The following is an 18,333-nucleotide window of genomic DNA, read 5'->3' on the forward strand; positions in this document are numbered from 1 at the left end:
GCTCGGACGACGGGTGCAGGGGGTCGGGGGGATCGGGCGCCGACCACGTGGAAGGGTCCGCCGGACGGAAAACCGTGGAGTCGGAATCGTCCGGTTCGCCCGGAACGGCCGCCTCTTCGGAGATGCCAGAGGACTGCTCCGGGCCCGCCCCCTCCCGCTCGGATCGCCGGTCCCGCGGCTCGCGCCGCGGGTCAGGCTGGTTGGGATCCTCAGGTGTTGTCACGTCTGTTCTCCCGACGCGTAGGCATGCCGGATACCTCACACTCCCCTGCCTCTTTGCGATGAAACAGACCGACACGGCAAAACCCCGACGATTGTTCCGTCAAAGTGGGACATCGGGCAGACGTGCCCCCGCGGTGCGAACAACGACGAGACCGACCTAGACTGAAGCATGTGCTGAAGGGCGACGGCCATCTGAGCCATGACCTTGACCCCCAGGACCGACCCCCGAAGGACGCATGTGGCGTCTTCGGCGTCTGGGCCCCTGGGGAAGAAGTCTCCAAACTCACCTACTACGGGCTGTACGCGCTGCAGCACCGTGGGCAGGAATCCGCGGGCATCGCAGTCAGCGAGGGCAGCCGGATCCTCGTCTACAAGGACATGGGCCTGGTGTCCCAGGTCTTCGACGAGTCGGTGCTCGGAACCCTCCGCGGCCACCTGGCCATCGGTCACTGCCGCTACTCGACCACCGGGTCGAGCGTCTGGGAGAACGCCCAGCCGACGTTGAGCTCGACCGAGGAGGGCGGGCTCGCGCTCGCCCACAACGGGAATCTGATCAACACCCCGGAGCTGGCCCGGCGTCTCGCTCCGGGTTCGACGAGGGCGACCACCGACACCGAGGTGCTGACGTCGCTGCTGGCCCAGGACCGCAGCCAGCCCATCGACGACGCGGCCGCCGAGCTCCTGCCCCAGGTCAAGGGCGCGTACTCACTCGTGTTCATGGACGAGACGACGCTCTACGCGGCCCGTGACCCGCAGGGCATCCGCCCGCTGGTGCTGGGCCGGCTGGAACGCGGCTGGGTCGTCGCGTCCGAGACCGCCGCCCTGGACATCGTGGGCGCCGTCTTCGTCCGCGAGATCGAGCCCGGCGAGCTGATCACCATCGACGAGCGCGGCGTGCGGTCCCGGAGGTTCGCGCTGGCCGAGCCCAAGGGCTGCCTGTTCGAATACGTCTACCTGGCCCGTCCCGACACCACGATCGCCGGGCGCGGCGTGCAGACCACCCGCGTCGAGGTCGGCCGCGTGCTGGCCCGCGAGCACCCGGTCGACGCCGACCTGGTCATCCCGACGCCCGAGTCGGGCACCCCCGCCGCCGTCGGCTACGCCGAGGAGAGCGGGATCCCGTACGGCCAGGGCCTGGTCAAGAACTCCTACGTCGGCCGGACCTTCATCCAGCCGTCGCAGACGATCCGCCAGCTCGGCATCCGGCTCAAGCTCAACCCGCTGAAGGAAGTCGTCGCGGGCAAGCGCCTGGTCGTCGTGGACGACTCGATCGTGCGCGGCAACACCCAGCGGGCGATCGTCAAGATGCTGCGCGAGGCCGGTGCGCGGGAGGTCCACGTCCGGATCTCCTCCCCCCCGGTCTCCTGGCCGTGCTTCTACGGCATCGACTTCGCCACCCGGGCCGAGCTGATCGCCGGCTCGCTGAGCGTGGAGGAGATCCGCGCCTCTCTCGGGGCCGACTCCCTCGGTTACATCTCGCTGGAGGGCCTGACCGAGGCCACCACGATCCCGGCCGAGCGGCTCTGCCGCGCCTGCTTCGACGGCGTTTACCCGATCGCCATCGACCGCGACAACGTGGGCAAGTACGTCCTGGAGGCCAAGCTTTGAGCCGCCGCGGCACGGAGACCACGGGGCCGGCCAGGCAGGCCGCACTCGGGCGGGCCGACAAGCACAGCACCTCGGTCGTGCGACCGGGGGAGGGGGACGCATGACCAGCTACGCCGCTGCCGGCGTGGACATCGACGCGGGCGAGCGCGCCGTCGAGCTGATGAAGTCGAAGGTCGCGCGGTCACGGCGGCCCGAGGTGGTGGACGACGCCAGCGGCTTCGCCGGCCTCTTCGACGCCTCGGCCCTGCTGAGCTACCGCCGTCCGCTGCTGACCACCTCGACCGACGGGGTGGGCACCAAGGTCATGCTGGCGCAGGCCCTGGACAAGCACGACACGATCGGCATCGACCTGGTCGGCATGGTCGTGGACGACCTGGTGGTCTGCGGCGCCGAGCCGCTGTTCATGACCGACTACATCGCCTGCGGAAAGGTCGTCCCCGAGCGGATCGCCGAGATCGTGGGCGGCGTAGCCGAGGGCTGCCGCCTGGCGGGCTGCGCGCTGATCGGCGGCGAGACGGCCGAGCACCCCGGGGCCATGGGCGCCGGCGAGTACGACCTCGCGGGCGCCGCCACCGGCGTGGTGGAGGCCGACAGGATGCTCGGCCGGGACCGGGTGCGCGAGGGCGACGTGGTGCTGGCGCTGGCCTCCTCCGGCGTGCACTCCAACGGCTACTCGTTGGTCCGGCACATCATCAAGCTCGCCGGGCTCTCCCTGGAGGCCGAGCTCGCCGAGCTCGGCCGGACCCTGGGCGAGGAGCTGCTGGAGCCGACCAGGATCTACTCCCTGGACTGCCTGGAGCTGGCCCGCTCGATCGACGTCCACGCGTACGCGCACATCACCGGCGGCGGCCTGGAGGGCAACCTGTCCCGCTCCCTGCCGCCGGCGCTGGACGCGCTGCTGGACCGTTCGTCGTGGACCCCGCCCGCCGTCTTCGAGGTGCTCGCGGGGCACGGCAAGGTCGCCCAGGCCGACATGGACCGCACCTTCAACCTGGGTGTGGGCATGGCGGCGATCGTCCCCGCCGACGCCGTCGACCCGGCCCTGGCCCTGCTCAAGGAGCGGGGCCTCCCGGCCTGGGTGCTCGGCGAGATCGTCCCCGGCACCGGCCGGGCACATTACCGCTAGCCGGGCGGACCGATGCCAGGAGGGCGCCGGCCGTCACCGGCCGGCGCCCCGCACCGCGGACGGGACCACCCGGTACGGCATGGCCGTCCACCGGCCTCCCCGCCCGCGGAAACATCGGCGCCCCGCCGTACCCGCGGAGACCGCCGGACCGGGGACAGAGATGACGGCTCCCAGCCGGCTCCCCGCGCACGCGGAAACGCCGTGCCCCGCCGTACCGTGGAAATCGTCGTCAGGGGCGGACATGCCGAACAGCGCCCCGGATCACCGGGGCGCTGTCACGGACTGACGCGCACGGAGAAAACACCCGGCGGCCTGTGACCACCGGGTGCCTGCTCACACAACCTGAAGCTCGCCTAGCGGCGACCGGGCGTCCCTTCGTCCCGGTCGTCTCCGGAGCCGAAGTCATCGGCGTAATCGGCATACCGATCCGCCAGTTCATCGTAGGAGTCGTCGGCGTCGTCGTTGTGGTTGGAGTCGTCTCTGACTCCGAGCTCGTCGCGAAGACGCTCAAGATCAGTGCCACCGCTGTTGTACTTCAGCTGGCGAGCAACCTTGACCTGCTTGGCCTTTGCTCGGCCGCGCCCCATTGGCTCGACCCCCTCGTGTGGGGTCGTGCCCGACCCCTCGTCGCTAACGCACCACGCACTGACGCCACCTGACTTGAGGCGTCAGCTCTCGTTCGACTACAACCGTACCTGTTTTACGCCCGGGTCGGTACGCCGTATGGGCGCGAGGGACTAGCGGCCTAGCCAAATGCCCCTAATTCGCCCGACTTCCGACATTCTGCGTTCGGCTAGCCTATCGGCTGCGACCGCCGGGGGAACGCCATCCTCCGCCGCCGCCGCAAAAATCTTGAGAGTCGTGTCGTAGATCTGGGTCGCCTTTGCTCTGGCCCTGTCCATGTTGAACCCCTGGATCTCGTCCGCGACCTGGATGACTCCGCCGGAGTTGACCACGTAGTCGGGCGCGTAGAGGATGCCGCGGTCGGCGAGCTCCTTCTCCACTCCCGGGTGGGCCAGCTGGTTGTTGGCCCCGCCGCAGACGATCGTGGCACGCAGCCGGGCGACCGTGTCGTCGTCCAGCGCCCCGCCGAGCGCGCAGGGCGCGTAGACGTCGATGTCGGCCCCGGTGAGCTCCAGCCGGCCGGCGACGACCTCGACCTGGGGGTGGCGCCGCCGGACCTGGTCGATCGCCTGCTCGCTGACGTCGCAGAGCACGACCTCGGCGCCGTCCTCGACGAGGTGGTCGACCAGGCGGTGACCCACCTTGCCCACGCCCTCGACGCCGACCCGCCGGCCGCGCAGCGACGGCGCGCCGTAGGTGTGCTCGGCGGCGGCCCGCATGCCCTGGAACACGCCGTAGGCGGTCAGGATCGAGGAGTCGCCGGCTCCGCCGTTGGCCACCGTGCGGCCGGTCACGTAGGAGCTCTCGCGGGCCACGATGTCCATGTCCTCGCTGTAGGTGCCCACGTCGCACGCCGTGAAGTAGCGGCCCCCCAGGGACTGCACGAACCGGCCGTAGGCGCGCAGCAGCGCCTCGCTCTTGCCGGTCGCCGGATCGCCGATGATGACGGCCTTGCCGCCGCCGAGGTCGAGTCCGGCCAGGGCGTTCTTGTAGGCCATCGCCCGCGAGAGGTTGAGCACGTCGGCCAGTGCGGCCTGCTCGTTCTCGTAGGGGTAGAACCTGGTGCCCCCGAGGCTCGGGCCGAGGGCGGTGTTGTAGATCGCGATGATCGCGTGGAGGCCGCTGCGCTCGTCGGAGCAGAAGATGACCTGCTCATGCTTGGCTTGGCCGCTTGCGGGGCTGGTGTCCTTGTGGGACAGCCCGAAGACGTCGGTCACGGTGGTGACTCCCGGTCGTTCAGGTCCGCCGCTCCGTCGCGGCGGAGATCACTCTCAGCGTAACCAGAACTCGGGGTGGAACGAGGGGAGGAACGGCTCGGTCTCACCAACCGAGACGCGACAGGCGACGCCACCTCGGCACTCGGGACGCGACAAGCGACGCCACGGCTCACACAGGGTCGATACCGGACAACAACAGGTCCTTCGTGACACGATGCGGTCGTGCTGCCCTATGCCGCGTACCTCCGTGTCTATGAACCACTGGCCGCGTTCACCCCGTCGGAACGCGTCACGTGGGCCGCCTACGCCGAGGCGGCCGACCGGCCCCGCCGCGCGAGCGCGCTCCACGCCGAGCACGGCGAGGCGGTCCTCCGCCTCCTGGGGGTTCCGCCCGCCCCTGCGCCCGCCCAGGAGAGCCCCAACGCCTATCTCAGACGCGTGGAGGACGTGCTCTACGTCTGCCCCTGGCAGAGCAGGCTGCGGTCGTGGCTGGCCTTCTCGCGCTTCCGCGGGGCGACGCCGGTGAGGTTGATGGAGCGGTTCGTCCCGATCTCCGTCGCGGAGCAGACGGCCGACGACTTCGACAGGTTCAAGCGCCGCAGCGGCTCGGCCGCCCTGCGCACCCACATCCGGACCTCGACATGGCACGTTCCCACGTCCTGGTTCGTGCCCTTCGACGGCAACGAGCGCTGGCTGGTCCTCGACGGGCAGCGGGGCCCGGGGGGCACGACCACCACCCGTAACCTCATCTACGTCACCTCCATGGCCCACGCCCGCCGCCGCAGCGCCCGCGCCCTGCAGATCATCCGCAGGCAGGTGGGCGAGGTGGCGGTGACCGCCGAGGTCGAGGAGGTGGCGCGCTGGCTGGAGGAGTTCCACCCGCACTCGCTGGTGGAGCTCGACTACGGCGGCATCGTCCATCTCATGGACGCCGAGAGACTCCAGGCCGACCAGTCCGCGGCGGAGCTCGCGGCCGCTCTCACCGGTCTGGAAACCGGCGAGGAAGAGTTGGCCTTCGCCATGTACCAGCGGGTCATTCTCCGTTGGCGATCAATACAACTTCTCGAATCAGCAAACTGAGTCGCAAATCATCCCTCTGACCTGCATAAGTAGTTCGGTCGATGACCGGCGACACGTCTACGAACTGAGTAGTTTGCCGTTTTCACTGCGATACCACGAAACGTGTCGCTAGAATCACCGAGCGTGACAACAACAGGTACACAAGAGAGATGAGCCACTCAAAGGCTCGCCAATCGCTCTACGTGGCTGTATGGTCACATCGGGTGATGCCGCATATGGCCCGAACAGCCGCACGCAAGGGGCCATAGGGGGACATCCGTGACAAGCGTCAAGTCGCAGGATCGCTGTCGCCGGTCCACATGGAGGAGAGGCCGCACAAATGTCAGCTCGTACACCCGAGGCAGAGCCGCTGCTCACCCCGGCGGAGGTCGCAACCATGTTCCGCGTCGATCCCAAGACCGTTACACGGTGGGCGAAGGCCGGCAAGTTGACGTCCATCCGCACTCTTGGTGGGCACCGCCGCTACCGGGAGACCGAGGTTCGCGCGCTGCTCGCGGGGATTCCGCAGCAGCGCACCGAGTAAGACGGGGGCCGTCACGGACCTAGGGGGGACCACGTGTGCGCCCACCGCGTGAGCGCGTAGGCCACACGGGTTGTTTGTGGGGAGCGGCGTCGCCCGCCCGGCGCCGCCCCGGCATCGTCCCGTACGGCCTCCGCCGATCTTCCGCGACCCGGCCGACTACGGTGCGTGCTCGCGGACCAGGCCCTCAAGGAGCCGCTCGACCTGCGGATCGTGAGCCGCGGCCACTCCGAGCAGCGCCACCATCTGATCGACCAGCATGCGTTCAAGCGCCGGACGCTCGATGTCCCGGTGCTCCAGCCAGTCGAGACCGGCCGTCTCGACGGAGGCGATCCACGAACGCAGCGTGATCCGGAGCGCGGGCCCCGGCTCGTCGACCCGCATCTGTTTCATGATGAGGCGGAACAGGCGGTGCCGGACGCTGTCGACGATCTCACCGATCTCGCCGCTGCGATTGGCGGGGCCGCCCTTGAGCAGCGCGGCGAAACCGGCAGCGTGCTCCTCGACGAAGTCGAAGTAGCGGGTCAGCCCTCCGGAGAGGTCGTCGAGCGGGCGGCCGCCCTCGGGGGGCCGCAGCCGCGCCTCCAGCTGGGCCGCGGCGCTCTTCAGCGCGGCGACGTAGAGCTCCTGCTTGCCGCCGAAGTAGTGGTAGACCAGGGCCCGTGACGCGCCCGCCGCCGAGGCCACGTCGTCGATGGAGACGTCCTCGGCGTCACGCGTGCTGAACAGCTCCAGAGCCGCCGCCATGAGCTCCTCGCGACGCCGGTCCACGCTGAGTCTGCGCCGCGCCGGTCGCGCGCCCTCCGCCACAGGTTTGGCCTGCTTGGCGGCTCCGGATGTCGAACCCACAGTCCGCAGACTATCGGAGTCCGCTGCGGCGGCGGTGACGTCAAGATCGGAGTTCCCTTGGGCGGAAGCCGTACCCCATTCGGAACTCGATCGTTTTGAGTGACAGGTGCCCATCCACCATCCCGGGGGAGAGCCATGTCAGGACCGTCGGTCAACACCACCGTCACCCGAGCCCGTGGGTTCGCCGAGCCCGTCTCGCCGGACGGCTTCGGACCACGCCCACGGCCCACGATCCGCAACGTGGCCGAGCGGGCCGGTGTCTCCAAATCACTGGTCTCGCTTGTTCTGCGCGGTTCGCCGCACGTCAGCGAGCACCGCAGGCAAGCCGTGCTACAGGCGGCCAGAGAACTCGGCTACCGGCCCAACGCGGTCGCGCGCAGCCTGGTCGAAGGCCGCACCCACCTGGTCGGGGCGCTCGTCGCCGACCTGCACAACCCGTTCTACGCCGAGTTCCTCGACGGCCTGCAGGAGAGCCTGCACGGCGACGGGCTCCGGCTGCTCATCGGCAACAGCCAGTGGGATCCGGCGTTCGAGGACGAGGCGGTCGAGGCGTTCCTGGAACTGCGGGTGGACGGGCTCGTGCTGCTCGGCATCGCGCCCACCAGCGAGACGCTCATCGAGGCCACCGGCTACACGCCGACGGTCGTGGTGGGCGAGCGCGACATCGACCTCGGCGGCGTGGACATCGTCGTGGACGACGACCAGCTCGGCGCCCGCCTGGCCATCGACCACCTCGTGGGGCTCGGCCACCGCCGGATCGCCCACATCGAGGGCACCCGCTCCTCGTCCGGACGGTTCCGCTGCGAGGGTTACCTGGTCGCGATGCGCAGGCACGCGCTGGCGCCGTACATCATGGTCGAGCAGGGCGACTGCACCGAAGAGGGCGGCATGCTGGCCGCGCGGAGCCTGCTGACCCGCGACCCCCGGCCCACCGCGATCTTCGCCGCCAACGACGCGGTCGCCATAGGCGTGCTCGCCGCGGCGGCCGAGCTGGGTCTGCGGGTGCCCGAGGACCTCTCGGTGATCGGGTACGACAACACCCACCTCGCGGGGGCCCAGCCGATCTCGCTGACCACCGTCGACCAGCCCCGCCGGGCGATGGGCCGCTCGGCGGCGACGCTGCTCAGCGACCGGATCGGCGACCCGGGGAAGACCTCGCGCCTGCGCCAGGTCACCCCCGAGCTCGTCGTACGGCGCAGCACCGGCCCCGCTCAGGGGTAGAGGGGCCGCCTGGAGCGTTACACCACGCCCAGGCGGCCCCTAGGACTCGTCAAAAACAGGTCAAGCATCGAAATGGCGGGGGAGCCCTGGTGTTGACTCAGATGTGACGAGAGGGGGTAACAATGCGTGATCCGGAACTGGTGTCCTGCGCCCAGCGCGCGGCTGCCGAGCTGGAGAGGGCGTGGGCGCATTGGCGCGCCACCCGGGGCCGGAGCGGGGATGCCGGCGCCGAGTCCGTGGCGAGCTACGTGGCCCATTCGATCGACCATCCATGGGGACGTCCGCGCGTGGTCCTGGGCCTGGACGCCGAGGACGCCAGGGAGCTCGCCTCACTCCTGCAGAAGCAGGAGACGGGGGAACACGTCTGGTGACTACGGCCGAGTCACGGCGCCGGGCCGCGTAGGTTGGGTGGTTGACGGATTTCCTTCGAGGGGGATGAACGTGACCAGCAAAGCATTCGCGGCGGCCCTTGTCGTGTGCGGTCTGAGCGCCGCCGCCTGCGGCGGTACCGTCGGCGGCGCCACCGCGGGCTCGGCACGGAACGACAGCCCCGCCTCCCACACCGTGGCCCAGGCCACCAAGGCGGCGGCGTCCGCCACGGCCACTCCCCCGGCGGGCAAGAGCGCCCCGGCCCGGCCGCTGAGCGGCAAGGTCGTGGTCATCGACCCGGGTCACAACGGGCTCAACTACAAGCACCCCTCGAAGATCAACAAGAAGGTCAACGTCCTGACCCAGTGGAAGGCCTGCGACACCACCGGCACCGCCACCGACAACGGTTACAGCGAGGCCGCCTTCACGTGGGACGTCTCCCAGCGCCTGGCCAAGATCCTCAAGGAGCGCGGCGCGACGGTGAAGCTGACCCGGCCCGACAACTCCGGTGTGGGCCCGTGCATTACCGAGCGGGCGGCGATCGGCAACAAGGCCAAGGCGGACGCGGCGATCTCGGTCCACGCCGACGGGGCGCCCTCCTCCGGGCACGGCTTCCATGTGATCATTCCGAAGAAGATCAACGGCCCGGTGGACCCGGTGGTGGAGTCGTCCAGGAGGCTCGGCCTCGACGTCCGCGACTCCATCAAGTCGGTCGCCGGCCTGCCGTACTCCACCTACATCGGCAGCAAGGCCCTGAGCTTCCGCAACGACCTCGGCGGCCTGAACCTCTCCACGGTTCCCAAGATCTTCGTCGAGTCCGGCAACATGAGGAACCCGGGCGACGCGGCCAAGTTCCAGAACCCGGCGTTCCGCCAGAAGCTGGCGCTCTCCCTCGCCGACGGGCTGCAGAAATACCTCAATTAATGCGTGGTCTAGTCCAATTTGGCATTATTTGAGGCATGACTGACCTTCTGCCGCGTCCCGTCGTCTTCGCGCCTGCGGACGGCTCCTTCCCGCTCCCGCCCGGCACCCCCGTCTCCGGTCCCGCCGAGCTGGTGGACGGGGTACGGCTCGCGCTCGCCGTACTGGATCCGCAGCCTGCGGAGGCCGGAGCGGTCGTGGTGGAGCGGGACGCGTCGCTGGACGCGGAGGCCTACACGCTGGAGGTGACGGCCGCCGGCGTGCGGATCACGGCCGGAGACCGCGCGGGGGCCTTCTACGCGGGCCAGACACTGCGGCAGCTGCTCCCCGATGCGGCGTTCCGGACGGTCGCCCAGGCGGGCTGGACCGTCCCGTGCGGCCGGGTGGAGGACGCGCCCCGGTTCTCCTGGCGCGGCGTCCACCTGGACGTGGCCCGGCACTTCATGCCCAAGCGTGAGGTGCTGCGGATGGTCGACCTCATGGCGGCGCACAAGCTGAACCGGCTCCACCTCCACCTGGTGGACGACCAGGGATGGCGGGTCGAGAGCCGGGTCGCCCCCAGGCTGCACGAAGTGGCCTCGCACCGGCCGCGCACGATCACCAGCCACTACAAGGACGACCCGGCCTACGACGAGGTGCCGCACGGCGGCTACTACACGCTGGACGACCTCGCGGAGATCGCCGCCTACGCCCGGGCCAGGGCCGTGACCGTCGTGCCCGAGATCGACGTGCCGGGACACGCCTCGGCGATCCTCGCGGCCTACCCCTCGCTCGACGCGCGGGCCACCGGCGGCCGGGAGCCCGAGCCCTTCCCCGTGCTGGACCGGTGGGGCATCTCCCCCGCGATCCTGTCCCCGCTCCCCTCGACGATCGACTTCCTGATCTCGGTGATCGACGAGATCCTCGGCGCGCTGGGCGAGACCCCCTACGTGCACCTCGGCGGGGACGAGTGCGTGCTCGACGACTGGGCCGCCTCGGCGGAGATCGTCGCGTTCCGGGAGGAGCTCGGCCTGGAGAGTCTGAGCGACCTGCACGCCTGGTTCCTGCGCAGGCTGGCGGACCTGCTGGCCGAGCGGGGCAGCCGGGCGGTCGTCTGGGACGAGGCGTTCGTCAGCGGCACGCTGCGGCCCGACACGATCGTGATGCCGTGGCGCGGTCCGGGGGTGGCCCGGCGCGCCGCCGAGGCCGGGCACGACGTGGTGCAGACGCCGGTCTTCCCGCTGTACTTCGACTACGCCGAGACCTCCTCGGAGGAGGAGCCGCTCGCCATCGGCGACGCGATCACCGTGTCGGACGTCGCGGCCTTCGTCCCCGCGCCGGAGTCGTGGACGGCCGAGCAGCGGGAGCACGTGCTCGGCGCGCAGTTCCAGCTGTGGAGCGAGCGTCTGCCCGACGGCCGGGCGGTGGACTACCGGGCCTGGCCGCGAGGCTGCGCGCTGGCCGAGGTCGCCTGGTCCGGCTCGACCGGCTCCGGATTCGAGGAGCGGCTCGAAGGGCACCTGGGCCGTCTGGACGCTCTGGGGGTCGAGTACCGCCCGCCGGCCGGCCCGCGCCCCTGGCAGCTCGGCGGAACCGGCCACCGCCGCCACCGCCCGGGGGTCGTCAAGGTGGACGAGGTCATGAGGCACCTGGAGGAGATGACCCACCTCGCCGACTCCACCCGGCCGAGCATGTGACCCCCGCAGGCCCGCCAGGGGCTGACGGGCCTGCGGGGAACAGCCGCCCGGGTTCACGGACCGGCGCGGCGGAGCCGTACGGATCGAGGCCGCGCGGATCAGGACCGCGCGGCACGGGGCCGTGCGGAACGAGGCCGTGCGGAACGAGGCCGCGCGGAACGGGGCCGCGCGGTCAGCCGGCCACCTCGTAGCCGGCTTCCGCGATGGCGGCGCGGATGGCGGCGTCGTCGAGGGGGTCGCCCGAGACGTCCACCCGGCCGCTCTGCAGGTCGACGTCGACCCCGGTGACGCCGGGGACCTCGCCGACCTCTTCCTTGACCGAGCTCACACAGTGGCCGCAGGTCATACCGGTGACGGTATATGTGGTCACGCTCATCGCGCCTCCCATGTCCAGAGTTACCCTCCCAGGGTATTACTCAGGTCGCGGTGCGGCCGATGATTTCGCGCAGGTCCCTGACACCGTGACGGCGGAGGCGCCGGGAGAGCCCTCGATGGACGCGGTGCGCCCAGAGGGGGCCCTCGTAGATCAGCGCGCTGTAGCCCTGAACCAGGGTGGCTCCGGCGAGCAGCCGCTCCCAGACGTCGTCCACGTTCTCGACGCCGCCGACGGAGACGAGCACCAGGCGGTCGCCCACCCGGGCGCGGAGCCTGCGCAGCACCTCCAGCGAGCGGGCCTTCAGCGGGCGGCCGGACAGTCCGCCGGTCGCGGTGCTGGAGACGCCCTCGCGGCTGATCGTGGTGTTGGTCGCGATGATGCCGTCGAGCCCGAGTTCGAGGGCCAGGTCGGCGACCGCGTCCACGTCGTCGTCGGCCAGGTCGGGGGCGATCTTGACCAGCAACGGGGTGCGCCTGGGGGTGCTGTCGGCGACCTCCTTGACCGCCTGGAGCAACGGGCGCAGCAGCTCGACGGCCTGGAGGTTGCGCAGGCCGGGCGTGTTCGGCGAGCTCACGTTGACGACCAGGTAGTCGGCCAGCGGAGCCAGCTCCTTGGCACTGGCCACGTAGTCGTGGACGGCCTCCGCCTCGGGCACGACCTTGGTCTTGCCGATGTTGACGCCGACGACCGCCGGGACGCCTCGGGGCCGGCCCAGCGCCCGGGCCGCGGCGCTCGCGCCGGCGTTGTTGAAGCCCATCCGGTTGATGATCGCCCGGTCCTTGACCAGGCGGAACAGCCGGGGCCTGGCGTTCCCGGGCTGGGCGTGCGCGGTGATCGTGCCGACCTCGACATGACTGAAGCCGAGCGCGGACATGGCCTCCACGCAGCCGGCGTCCTTGTCGAAGCCCGCCGCCAGCCCGAACGGGCCGGGGAAGTGCACGCCGAAGGCCTGAACGCGCAGGGCGGGGTCGCGCGGCGCGAGCCGGCGGTGGACGAGCCGCTTGACCACGGGCGTCACCGAGAGAAGGCGGAGCGCGCCGACCGTCAGATGGTGCACATCCTCCGGGTCGAAGCGGCTGAGGACCTGCGTGAACACGAATCGATACATCATCGATCAGGTTAGTCCCCCGGCGGGCCGGGGCACGCCCCGGCCGTGTCACCCGACCGGCGGATCGCTCGTCCCGGTCGTGTCACCGGACCGGTGGATCACTCGTCCCGGTCGTGTCACCGGACCGGCGGATCACTCGTCCCGGCCGTGTCACCGGACCGGTGGATCAGCAGATGCCGGTCGAACCGGAGCAGGTGGAGCAGCCTGAGGACCAGGTCGGAGGGGTTTCGGATGACCATCACACCACCCCGGCCACATACGTGCCCGTCCGCCCAGAGCAAGGTCCTGGCGCCCGCGCAGTCGAGGAAACCCACGTGGGCCAGGTCGAGCACCAGATACGCGGCGGTGTGCCCGGCCATGACGCGTCGCAGCTCGTGGACGGTGACGGCGTCGAGATCGCCGTATACGGAGATCTCCGCCCTGTCGTCGCCGGCTGCCTGCGACGTGACCGTGATCAACGTAATTCGCCGGCCCCCTCACCGAGCACCTCGGCCGCCAGGTCGGCGACCCGGCGGCGACTGTCCCGGGCCTGCTTGCGCAGACCGGTGAAGGCCTGGGCGGCGGTGAGATCGTGTTTGCCCATCAGGTAGCCGACGGCCCGCTCGATGATCACCCGATAGTCGAGGGCGTACTGGAGCTGATCGGCCAGGGCGCTCTTCTCCTCGGCCGCCATCGCCGCGGTGAGCAGTTGCTCGATCACATCGGCATAGGCGTAGAGGGCCTGGATATCCGACTCGTCCCAGTCGTAGGGCTCGGACTGGTAGACGTTCAAGGTGCCCACCGGGTCGCCGCCAAGCCGCACCGGCACTCCGGCGACCGCCCGCACCTCGGGGTGGAGCCGGTCGGCGAGCTTCGGCCAGCGCGGGTCCGCATGCACGTCGGACGAGGTCACCGCGGTGTTCTCTTCATAGGCTGACACACATGGACCCTGGCCGAGGTGGAGCTGAGCCCCCTCAAGGCTGCGGCCCCGGTCGTCGGTCGCGACCAAGTAGCGCAGATCTCTCCCCTCCTCCGCAAACATCAGGCCCGCACCCGAATAACCGAAAAGCGTGTCCACGACATCCACGGCCCGCTCAAGCTGATGGACTATGCCTGTCGTGGGCGAGGTCGTCTGAAGCCGTCTTAGGCTGGCGACCAGGGCTTCCGGGTCAATGTGCGTCATATGTGTGGCGCCTTTCAGCGTCGACCTGGTTACTTGACTTGCTCACTACGACTGCCCAGGAATAGAAGTCTTATGGGTGAGGTTCCGCAGGACCGTCACCATGAGCTCGCCGAGGCGTTCTCCCGCCAGGGCTTTCCCGGACCGCCGTTTCCCGCACCGGCTCCAGCCGCAGGGCCGTCCTCGTCGGAACCGGCGACCGCGCGCGACCGGTCGTGGTCGTCGATCGACGTCAGGGCCGCGCCGCCGGACCCGAGCGCGCCCGCGAGGGCGTTCGGAACACGGTCGACGAGCTGGGGGAATTCGACACCTTGGGCCATGAGAGGCTTTCTCCGCGTTGAGGTAGATCCGCGGACGCAAGGCGGAATGAACTGCAGCTTAAAGACTAGTGGTGTGCGGCGACTACGGCCAAGCGGTTCCCAATCCTGCTTATCGCGCTATGGCCGCACATTGTCGTCAATAGATCGTTAAGCGTTTCGCAAACTGGGGGCGACAAGGTAGGGACATGAGCAACTTGTCACGTTCCGTCATCGTCCGTCGGCGTCGCACTCTGGTGCATGTCGTGCTCCGCGATATGGCGGAGACCGGCAACACCACGGTACCGCCCTGGTGGGAGTCCGAAATCCAGCGGGAGTTCGGCGGTCTGGGCGGGTTCCTGGCCGAGCTGAGCCGCCAGTGGTGGACTGCCTACGCCGCGCATCTGGACGCGCTGATCGAGCTCGGTTGCGACGATCCCACCCAGGCCTGGGCCGACGTCGCCGAGCAGATGCCGCACCTGCGGGCCGTGCTCGATTCCTACACCGACGAGTCCGCCCTCGCCGAGGCGGAGCGGCGCCACTGCGACGTGCTGCGCTGGACCACCCGGCGGGAGAGCCGCCACGCCGCCTGAGGCTCGCCGATGAACTGAGGCATATCCCTCACTCATAGGGTAGCCATAAACGATGGTCAGGCTACTCGATCGTCAAGATCACCATGATTCGGACCGCCGGCTGGGCATGCGGCTCACGGTCGCGACGGCGGCCGTCGCGCTTTTCTCGGTGCCGTTCATCCTGTTGCTGATCTTCGTGATGTCCTCTTTCGCGCCGCTGAACGACTTCGACGAGAGCGTGGCCCACCGGCTCCATGCGTACGCCCTGGCCCATCCCGGCTACGCGCGCTTCCTCAACGTGGCGACTGAGGTGCTCGGCCCGAACGTGTGGCGCGCACTGGTGGTGATGGCCGCGGCCTGGTTCTGGTTCCGGGGAGCGCGGCGCCTGGCGGTCTGGGCGGTCGTCACGATCACCGTCAGCGGCCTGCTGAACCTGGCGGTCAAGGAGATCGTCCATCGGGCCCGGCCCGCCCTGCCCGACCCGGTGTCGTGGGCGCCGGGCGCCTCGTTCCCCTCAGGGCACGCGATGGGCGCGGCGACGGGCACGTGCGTCCTGGTGCTTCTCCTGCTGCCCTACCTGAGGAGCTGGACCTCCCGTATCGCGCTCTGGGCCGCCGCGGCGGTCCTGACGGTCTTCGTCGCCTACAGCCGGGTCGCCCTCGGGGTCCACTGGTTCAGCGACGTGGTGGCGGGGATCGCGCTGGGCGTCGTGGTCGTCGCGGGGATCGCCGCGGGGTTCGAGAGCTGGCGCAGGTCCGAGGGGCGCAGGCCGGTCGAGCCGCACAAGGAAGGCGTCGAGCCCGAGGTGTCCTGAAGTAAGAGACCTCAGGTGTCCTGAAGTAAGAAATCTGAGGTGTTCTGAAGGTAAAAATGAGGGTAGCTCGGGCGCCATGTCTAAAACGTCGGTCGACTTCAAGGGCGTGGCCCGTCTCATCCTGCTGCCACTGGCCATCATGGCCGTCCTGACGATCGGCGTCGGGCTGCTCATCACCAAGGTCCTGCAGACGACCACCCTGATCGCCAACGACCAGGGGGTCAACGAGCAGCTGGCGGACGGCCGCACGGCGTTCCTGAACGACATCACGGACAAGATGACCAAGCTGTCGGACATGCCGACGATCATCATCGCCACCGCGGTGCTCATCGTCGTCTTCCGGCTGGCGTTCAAGCGCTGGAACGAGTCGATCTTCCTGCTGCTGGCCGTGTTCTCCCAGTCGGCCATCTTCCTGCTGGCGACCGTCTTCTCCCAGCGCAAGCGCCCCCTGGTCCAGCACCTCGACCCCGCGCCGCCCACCTCCAGCTTCCCCTCCGGCCACACCAGCGCCGCGGTCGGGTTCTACTGCGCCGTCGCCCTGGTGCTGACCCTCCACACCCACCGCTACAAGATTCTCAACGTGCTGTGGTGGGCCGTCGGCCTGGCGGTCCCGCTGGGGATCGCCTACTCCCGGATGTATCGCGGGATGCACCACCTGAGCGACGTGAGCTGGGGCCTCCTGCTCGGCGCGGTCTGCATCGCGGTGGCCGCCAACGCGCTGCTGCGGCGACAGCCGGTGGCCGGAGAGCGGCCGGTGGTGCGGCAGAAGGCCACAGCATAGGGACCCCGTCCGGATCCACGACCGTGACCCCCGCCGCGGCCGGCTCCTCCTCGCCCCTCCGGGAGACCACCGCGGCGGCCTCGTCTCCGTCGTAGGTCGCATGGGCGCCGCGCACGAGGGTGACCGCGTGTCCCCGCCCGAGAGCAGCCAGGGAGATCTCCCTGCCACATACGCGGACTCTGGTTCGACTCGCGCCGCACCGGCGAACCGCGCCGAGGCCGGGTCCGCGGGGGGCGGAGTATGCGGCGGTACGGTCGGCGGGACACGGGACGCGTCGAGCGATCACGCTCGCCGTCCGCGCGACCGGGTACCGGTCGCCCTCATCCGCACAGGAGGTCGCGAAGGTGTTTGTCATCACCGGCATCCAGGCGTCCGGCAAGTCGACGGTCGCACAGCTGCTGGCGGAACGGCTGCCACGGTCGGTGCACGTGCGCGGCGACGGCTTCCGGCGCATGGTGGTCAACGGCAGGGCGGACATGACGCCCACCCCCTCCCCTGAGGCCCTGGACCAGCTACGGCTGCGCCACCGGCTGACCGCGACGGTGAGCGACGGCTACACCCGGGCCGGATTCACCGTCGTCGCGCAGGACGTGATCCTCGGCGAGCACCTGCCCGAGATGGTGGCCATGATCAAGACCCGGCCGCTGTCCGTGGTCGTGCTGGCCCCGCGCCCCGAGGTCGTCGCCGAGCGCGAGGCGGCGCGGGGCAAGAACGCCTATGACGCCTGGGCGATCGGGCAGCTCGATCAGATCCTCCGCAGGCAGACCCCCCGCATCGGCCTCTGGCTCGACACCTCGGACCAGACACCCGCCGAGACGGTCGAGGACATCCTCGCCCACGCGCGCAGCGAGCCGTGAGACCACGCGTCACGGACCGCGAGGCGGCGGGGCCGGAGAAGAGGAGTGAGAAAAACCACAACAGGTAGAAAGGGGCGACAGTGATATAGAGGTGCTTTCCCCCACTTCCTATCCGGTTTTAGATCACGCGAGCCCCGAGGCGACTACATTCAGGGCTGAGGACCAACGCCCACTTGTCACTATCTGTAATTGAATAAATACCCTATGCTACCAAGTAAGATAAAGACTCGATAGAGAGATTGAAGACTCCTCTTTAGGGCAGGAGCAGCCAGCCGGCCGGACCCAGCGGTGTTCGACGGCTACCCTCAGGAAGGAAGCCGTCCCATGGATCCCCAACCCGTTCTCTGCCATACCTGCACAGGTGTTCTCCTCGCCAACGACTCCCGCACGTACACGCCGCAGCGAGGGCGCCTGATCGTGTCCAACGGATACTGCACCTGCCCGCCCGCCGAGGCTCCCGTGGAGCCCGAGGCGCCCAGGCAGCAGCCGCAGCAGGAGCGGCTCCCCGGCCAGGCCACGATGGTGAACGTCTGAGAGAGCCAGGCCGTCGAGTGAGCCGCCGCGGCATCCGGCCCATGCCGCGGCCCGGCGCCTCACTCCGCCCCGCCGGCGGCGTGCCGCGGCACCGGCACGGGTTCAGCCCGACAACCCCCAGGACGCGACCACTGCGAGACCACTCGTCCCGATCAGTCCGATAAGCACCACTATGGCGACGATCCGACGGTTCATGCCTCGGAGCCTAGCGACAGGTCACCGGTGAGGTCGCCCGCCGGACTGCTGTCACGCGTGCCGCGCTCCCTCTCCCCCGCCGATCCGCGCGTTCTCGCCCGCGGCGCCGGGTGGCGATCCTCACGCTCTTCGAGCATCTCAACAGGGGGTGCCGGCGGCGAGAATGATTTAGGCTCGTCAGCGTTGACTAGCGAAGACCGGGCTACGG

General features: G+C 69.7%; 21 protein-coding genes. 13 read left to right on the forward strand and 8 right to left on the reverse strand.

Going from position 1 to position 18,333, the window contains the following annotated elements:
* Nucleotides 1–393 precede the first annotated feature (393 nt).
* Both purF and purM read left to right on the forward strand, forming a co-directional pair.
* A complete protein-coding gene (gene purF / locus CA984_RS16695; protein ID WP_086573226.1) occupies nucleotides 394–1,830 on the forward strand; it encodes an amidophosphoribosyltransferase in 1,437 nt (478 codons plus the stop codon).
* A gap of 100 nt (nucleotides 1,831–1,930) precedes the next feature.
* Nucleotides 1,931–2,956, forward strand: a complete 1,026-nt coding sequence (gene purM, locus CA984_RS16700; RefSeq protein WP_086573228.1) for a phosphoribosylformylglycinamidine cyclo-ligase — start codon at nucleotides 1,931–1,933, stop codon at nucleotides 2,954–2,956.
* A gap of 353 nt (nucleotides 2,957–3,309) precedes the next feature.
* On the opposite strand, the gene CA984_RS16705 is transcribed toward purM, so the two are convergent.
* A complete protein-coding gene (locus CA984_RS16705) occupies nucleotides 3,310–3,543 on the reverse strand; it encodes a DUF3073 domain-containing protein (RefSeq protein ID WP_012895352.1) in 234 nt (77 codons plus the stop codon).
* A 150-nt stretch (nucleotides 3,544–3,693) separates the two neighbouring features.
* Nucleotides 3,694–4,797, reverse strand: a complete 1,104-nt coding sequence (locus CA984_RS16710) for a Glu/Leu/Phe/Val family dehydrogenase (RefSeq protein WP_207620900.1) — start codon at nucleotides 4,795–4,797, stop codon at nucleotides 3,694–3,696.
* Between the two features lie 222 nt (nucleotides 4,798–5,019).
* On the opposite strand from CA984_RS16710, the gene CA984_RS16715 reads away from it, so the two are divergent.
* Both CA984_RS16715 and bldC read left to right on the forward strand, forming a co-directional pair.
* Nucleotides 5,020–5,877, forward strand: a complete 858-nt coding sequence (locus CA984_RS16715; protein ID WP_086573231.1) for a DUF8083 family protein — start codon at nucleotides 5,020–5,022, stop codon at nucleotides 5,875–5,877.
* A gap of 319 nt (nucleotides 5,878–6,196) precedes the next feature.
* Nucleotides 6,197–6,400, forward strand: a complete 204-nt coding sequence (gene bldC / locus CA984_RS16720; protein WP_012895355.1) for a developmental transcriptional regulator BldC — start codon at nucleotides 6,197–6,199, stop codon at nucleotides 6,398–6,400.
* 156 nt (nucleotides 6,401–6,556) lie between these two features.
* Here bldC and CA984_RS16725 read toward each other — a convergent pair whose 3' ends face one another.
* On the reverse strand, nucleotides 6,557–7,246 hold the full coding sequence (locus CA984_RS16725; protein ID WP_086573234.1) for a TetR/AcrR family transcriptional regulator: 690 nt from the start codon (nucleotides 7,244–7,246) through the stop codon (nucleotides 6,557–6,559).
* A 135-nt stretch (nucleotides 7,247–7,381) separates the two neighbouring features.
* On the opposite strand from CA984_RS16725, the gene CA984_RS16730 reads away from it, so the two are divergent.
* The 4 genes from CA984_RS16730 (at nucleotide 7,382) to CA984_RS16745 (ending at nucleotide 11,433) form a co-directional block, all read left to right on the forward strand.
* A complete protein-coding gene (locus tag CA984_RS16730) occupies nucleotides 7,382–8,467 on the forward strand; it encodes a LacI family DNA-binding transcriptional regulator (protein WP_086573236.1) in 1,086 nt (361 codons plus the stop codon).
* A 122-nt stretch (nucleotides 8,468–8,589) separates the two neighbouring features.
* The gene (locus CA984_RS16735; RefSeq protein ID WP_086573238.1) at nucleotides 8,590–8,838 is read left to right on the forward strand and encodes a hypothetical protein; all 249 of its coding nucleotides are present in this window, start codon (nucleotides 8,590–8,592) and stop codon (nucleotides 8,836–8,838) included.
* A gap of 64 nt (nucleotides 8,839–8,902) precedes the next feature.
* On the forward strand, nucleotides 8,903–9,760 hold the full coding sequence (locus CA984_RS16740; RefSeq protein WP_242675995.1) for an N-acetylmuramoyl-L-alanine amidase: 858 nt from the start codon (nucleotides 8,903–8,905) through the stop codon (nucleotides 9,758–9,760).
* Nucleotides 9,761–9,795: 35 nt separating this feature from the next.
* Nucleotides 9,796–11,433: a beta-N-acetylhexosaminidase gene (locus CA984_RS16745; RefSeq protein WP_086573242.1), complete on the forward strand. Its 1,638-nt coding sequence runs from the start codon at nucleotides 9,796–9,798 to the stop codon at nucleotides 11,431–11,433.
* A 172-nt stretch (nucleotides 11,434–11,605) separates the two neighbouring features.
* On the opposite strand, the gene CA984_RS16750 is transcribed toward CA984_RS16745, so the two are convergent.
* The 5 genes from CA984_RS16750 to CA984_RS16770 all read right to left on the reverse strand — a co-directional run bounded on the left by CA984_RS16750 (nucleotide 11,606) and on the right by CA984_RS16770 (nucleotide 14,396).
* Nucleotides 11,606–11,809 (reverse strand): heavy-metal-associated domain-containing protein, encoded by a 204-nt coding sequence (locus tag CA984_RS16750; RefSeq protein WP_086573244.1) that lies wholly within the window; start codon nucleotides 11,807–11,809, stop codon nucleotides 11,606–11,608.
* Nucleotides 11,810–11,849: 40 nt separating this feature from the next.
* Entirely contained in the window at nucleotides 11,850–12,920 is a 1,071-nt protein-coding gene (locus tag CA984_RS16755; RefSeq protein WP_242675996.1) for a quinone-dependent dihydroorotate dehydrogenase, read from the reverse strand.
* A gap of 113 nt (nucleotides 12,921–13,033) precedes the next feature.
* Nucleotides 13,034–13,375 carry an STAS domain-containing protein gene (locus tag CA984_RS16760; RefSeq protein ID WP_165781285.1) on the reverse strand — a complete coding sequence of 114 codons (342 nt, stop codon included), beginning with the start codon at nucleotides 13,373–13,375 and terminating at the stop codon, nucleotides 13,034–13,036.
* Nucleotides 13,372–14,079: a GAF and ANTAR domain-containing protein gene (locus CA984_RS16765; RefSeq protein ID WP_086573252.1), complete on the reverse strand. Its 708-nt coding sequence runs from the start codon at nucleotides 14,077–14,079 to the stop codon at nucleotides 13,372–13,374. The genes CA984_RS16760 and CA984_RS16765 overlap by 4 nt, the downstream gene beginning before the upstream one ends.
* A 95-nt stretch (nucleotides 14,080–14,174) precedes the next feature.
* Complete coding sequence (locus CA984_RS16770; protein ID WP_086573255.1) at nucleotides 14,175–14,396, reverse strand: hypothetical protein; 222 nt, start codon at nucleotides 14,394–14,396, stop codon at nucleotides 14,175–14,177.
* A gap of 185 nt (nucleotides 14,397–14,581) precedes the next feature.
* On the opposite strand from CA984_RS16770, the gene CA984_RS16775 reads away from it, so the two are divergent.
* The 5 genes from CA984_RS16775 (at nucleotide 14,582) to CA984_RS16795 (ending at nucleotide 17,930) form a co-directional block, all read left to right on the forward strand.
* A complete protein-coding gene (locus CA984_RS16775; RefSeq protein ID WP_133061692.1) occupies nucleotides 14,582–14,965 on the forward strand; it encodes a hypothetical protein in 384 nt (127 codons plus the stop codon).
* A 52-nt stretch (nucleotides 14,966–15,017) separates the two neighbouring features.
* The gene (locus tag CA984_RS16780) at nucleotides 15,018–15,758 is read left to right on the forward strand and encodes a phosphatase PAP2 family protein (protein ID WP_242675997.1); all 741 of its coding nucleotides are present in this window, start codon (nucleotides 15,018–15,020) and stop codon (nucleotides 15,756–15,758) included.
* Nucleotides 15,759–15,834: 76 nt separating this feature from the next.
* Complete coding sequence (locus CA984_RS16785) at nucleotides 15,835–16,539, forward strand: phosphatase PAP2 family protein (protein WP_086573263.1); 705 nt, start codon at nucleotides 15,835–15,837, stop codon at nucleotides 16,537–16,539.
* A 344-nt stretch (nucleotides 16,540–16,883) separates the two neighbouring features.
* Nucleotides 16,884–17,396 carry an AAA family ATPase gene (locus CA984_RS16790; RefSeq protein ID WP_086573265.1) on the forward strand — a complete coding sequence of 171 codons (513 nt, stop codon included), beginning with the start codon at nucleotides 16,884–16,886 and terminating at the stop codon, nucleotides 17,394–17,396.
* A gap of 324 nt (nucleotides 17,397–17,720) precedes the next feature.
* On the forward strand, nucleotides 17,721–17,930 hold the full coding sequence (locus tag CA984_RS16795) for a hypothetical protein (protein ID WP_086573267.1): 210 nt from the start codon (nucleotides 17,721–17,723) through the stop codon (nucleotides 17,928–17,930).
* The last annotated feature ends 403 nt before the right edge of the window (nucleotides 17,931–18,333 follow it).

Source organism: Streptosporangium minutum (assembly GCF_002149035.1).
GTDB lineage: Bacteria > Actinomycetota > Actinomycetes > Streptosporangiales > Streptosporangiaceae > Streptosporangium > Streptosporangium minutum.

Coding starts and splice junctions, on each gene's coding strand:
- CA984_RS16740 (WP_242675995.1), top strand. CDS start 8,903: ATGAACGTGACCAGCAAAGCATTCGCGGCGGCCCTTGTCGTGTGCGGT.
- CA984_RS16730 (WP_086573236.1), top strand. CDS start 7,382: ATGTCAGGACCGTCGGTCAACACCACCGTCACCCGAGCCCGTGGGTTC.
- CA984_RS16795 (WP_086573267.1), top strand. CDS start 17,721: ATGGATCCCCAACCCGTTCTCTGCCATACCTGCACAGGTGTTCTCCTC.
- CA984_RS16745 (WP_086573242.1), top strand. CDS start 9,796: ATGACTGACCTTCTGCCGCGTCCCGTCGTCTTCGCGCCTGCGGACGGC.
- CA984_RS16765 (WP_086573252.1), bottom strand. CDS start 14,079: ATGACGCACATTGACCCGGAAGCCCTGGTCGCCAGCCTAAGACGGCTT.
- CA984_RS16735 (WP_086573238.1), top strand. CDS start 8,590: ATGCGTGATCCGGAACTGGTGTCCTGCGCCCAGCGCGCGGCTGCCGAG.
- purM (WP_086573228.1), top strand. CDS start 1,931: ATGACCAGCTACGCCGCTGCCGGCGTGGACATCGACGCGGGCGAGCGC.
- bldC (WP_012895355.1), top strand. CDS start 6,197: ATGTCAGCTCGTACACCCGAGGCAGAGCCGCTGCTCACCCCGGCGGAG.
- CA984_RS16755 (WP_242675996.1), bottom strand. CDS start 12,920: ATGATGTATCGATTCGTGTTCACGCAGGTCCTCAGCCGCTTCGACCCG.
- CA984_RS16775 (WP_133061692.1), top strand. CDS start 14,582: ATGAGCAACTTGTCACGTTCCGTCATCGTCCGTCGGCGTCGCACTCTG.
- CA984_RS16785 (WP_086573263.1), top strand. CDS start 15,835: ATGTCTAAAACGTCGGTCGACTTCAAGGGCGTGGCCCGTCTCATCCTG.
- CA984_RS16750 (WP_086573244.1), bottom strand. CDS start 11,809: ATGAGCGTGACCACATATACCGTCACCGGTATGACCTGCGGCCACTGT.
- CA984_RS16705 (WP_012895352.1), bottom strand. CDS start 3,543: ATGGGGCGCGGCCGAGCAAAGGCCAAGCAGGTCAAGGTTGCTCGCCAG.
- CA984_RS16780 (WP_242675997.1), top strand. CDS start 15,018: ATGGTCAGGCTACTCGATCGTCAAGATCACCATGATTCGGACCGCCGG.
- CA984_RS16770 (WP_086573255.1), bottom strand. CDS start 14,396: ATGGCCCAAGGTGTCGAATTCCCCCAGCTCGTCGACCGTGTTCCGAAC.